Source organism: Falcatimonas sp. MSJ-15 (genome assembly GCF_018918265.1).
Classification (GTDB): Bacteria; Bacillota; Clostridia; order Lachnospirales; family Lachnospiraceae; genus Falcatimonas.
The window spans coordinates 1-2,945 of sequence record NZ_JAHLQC010000044.1; the positions used below are offsets into that span (position 1 = coordinate 1).

General features: G+C 33.0%; 2 protein-coding genes. One reads left to right on the forward strand and one right to left on the reverse strand.

Annotated features, from left to right (window positions below; genetic code table 11):
* Positions 1-708 (reverse strand): hypothetical protein (locus KQI85_RS16155; RefSeq protein ID WP_216577054.1); only part of this gene is annotated, 708 nt, incomplete at its 3' end.
* Between the two features lie 678 nt (positions 709-1,386).
* Here KQI85_RS16155 and KQI85_RS16160 point away from each other — a divergent pair.
* On the forward strand, positions 1,387-2,945 hold a 1,559-nt coding region (locus KQI85_RS16160; RefSeq protein WP_216577055.1), incomplete at its 3' end, for a hypothetical protein.

The window sequence follows — 2,945 nt, forward strand, 5'->3', positions numbered from 1 at the left end:
AAATTCTGTTATACACACACTAAACACCTCCGCCTTATGCTTTATCAAAAATTCTCTCATAATATTTTCTTCTATGCAGTAATCTATTGCCTTGGTTATTGCTGTCTTGATATCTACACTTTTGTCATCTGAGTATTCTCTTACTTTATTTATAAATATCATATATTCCTTAAGTGGTCTACATCTTTCTAACAGTTCATCATTCTTCCCGGTATTAAGATTATATACCATTGCTGTCCATTCAAAATCCCCGCTGTCATCTTTATTTATAAATGCATCGGATAATCTCAGCTTAACTCTTGCTTCATATTCTTCTGTTCCATTATAAAAAACTACATACTGTGGTGTCGGAATAGGTATTAACTTCTTATTATATATTCCATAACGTTCTGTCTTGATATACTGGCTTAAAAGATTCGCATAATACATAAGTCCTCTTGCCGGCATATTCGGATTAATCGAACTCTGCTGTTCCCACAAGACCATGTTGCTGTCTAGAAGAATCGATATATCATTCTTCATCTTCATGTATATTACATCATCAAGTGTTGTTATCCTGATATCTTCTGTGTTGTTGTATTCTGTTCCATTAAGTGCATTATAAAGTGATAACATATCCTCTTTATATTCTTCGGAACCGAATCTTAATCTAAAAAGTCTGTCCTTGTAAGTACGGTTAATACCCACTGTTTCATTAGTTGATGCCATAAAAAATCCTCTCTTGTCTGTATGTTTCTTGTCTGTATGTTAATACTTGCTATCAGCTATTACCGTATACGATATACCAATAACACTATTAGCCATTACTAGTACTATTAGTATATCATATAAAACAATAAAATGCAAACATATTTTCGCCTTTTTCCAATTCCATTTAGTCGGTCATTTAAGAGTCTAAACTAAGGGAAAAGCAATCTAAGATAAGCGTAACTCTGATACCGGAATAACATTAATCCACCCTAAAAAGTAGAACAAATTTTTAAATTATAATGCATCTGATAACACCAAAAACTTACAAAATTTTCACCTTCAAAAATCCCATTTGCTACTGAATTGCTACTAACATCATGCAATTATAAAATGTAACAAGCACACATTTTTCCTAACAAAATATTATATTTTTTATCCATGAAGTAGTGTAAGGATGTGTCGTATTATTGAATCTTTAGAGCTTTTGGCAATAGATATAAATGATATGCCGTGGCAGGTATATGATGAGTTTGATAACATCAAACACATCTATCATATTTAAAGGCTCAAGTGATTCACATTCGTACCCACATCTACCGGAGAAGAATTAAAATTAATCAATTAATCGCCGGTCCTTAGATATCTAAAAACTCGCCGAAAACAGGCACAATTTTTTAAATTTTAGGAGGTCACGATATGAACAAATTTACACGTTCCCAGATGGGAAAAATTATGGCATACGCTTTATCTGCTGCTATGGCAGTTACTGTTGTGCCAACATATATGATGAAACCATTAGTTGCTGAAGCTGCTGCTACTGTAGAGACAGAAGCAGTTACATTAGGTACATCCGTTACTACATTAGGTGGTGTTACAGCGAATGAAGATACTACAGTAGGTTTATTTAGTAAAGACACAGATCTTGCAGCAGATAATCATAAAAAACCAATTTATGAAATTACAGCTACTACTAAAGAACATCCTGCTGTTGCATTAACTCCTGAATATGAATTTGTAATTCCTTATTCATTAGCAGCTGGAACATATTATGTTGCAGAAAAATCAGAGGATGATGGTGATGGATATGAGGATGCTACCAATATCTTAAAAGCCATTGTTGTAACATCTGCAAGCGCAGTTACGGGCGTATCATTAGATGTTAGTAATTCAACTATTAATTATGAAACACCAACTACAACAATTGCTGGAACAGCTGTTACTAACTCAAATACAGAAACTGTAAAAATTAATTTATCAGGAGCTGATAATAAAAACTACAAAGCAATCTATGTTAATGATAAGAAAATAGATGAATATTCTTCAACAAATGATAAATTTGATGTTGAATATGATGATGAGACTAATACTTTAAAAGTTAAATCAGTAAAAATTCCAGGTGAAACAACTGGCGATGATAAATTAACTTTAAATATTGAAGTTTATGTAGCAGGTAGAAAGAGTCCATTTACAAGAACAGTATCCTTTACAGCAGTAGGTGGCATGACACCAATTTCTGAAGCAACATTAACATTAGATAATCAGATTGCTAAAATATCATCAGATGTAAAAGTTGCAACAAGTGTAGCACCTGCTAATTCAAAAGAAAATATTACATATGAAATTAAAGGAACATCAGTAACAGGTTCGGATGCAGGTGCAACAGGCTCTAGTGGTGTTATCAGCTTAAAAGGAACAGGTGATAAAGTAGTTGCAACATTTGATACAGTTACAGGTATATTTAATGCAACTAAAGCAGATACATATACAATAACAGCAAAGAATAATGCTGGCGAGAACAAAGGTGCTAAAGATGTAAAAGTTATAGATATTTCAATTCCAACCGTAGTTGGTACTGTTGGAAACGCAAGTCAGACAGTAGAAATTTCACCATCTGGACTTAGTGATGTTTTTGCTTCATACAGTGTTGCAGATGAAGAAATAGCTCAGGTATCAGGTACAACAGCTGATATCAGTGCTAAATTATTAAAACCAGGTATTACTGAAATTACAGGTAACTTTGTTGTATATGGTGATAAAGCATATAATTTCCAGAAAAAAGGTTATGTTGTTGTTGCTCCTAAGAGTTCAGATGAATTCACACTAACAGATATTCCTAATACAGAACTTTATGTTAATGAATTAGGTTCATATCTTACATCAGATATTGCCGGACAGCTTGCTGATGCTATTGTTGCTGGACAAGTTGATTCTTCTAAATTAAAATCTTCTGTTTTTGCATCTGCAGAAGCTGAACT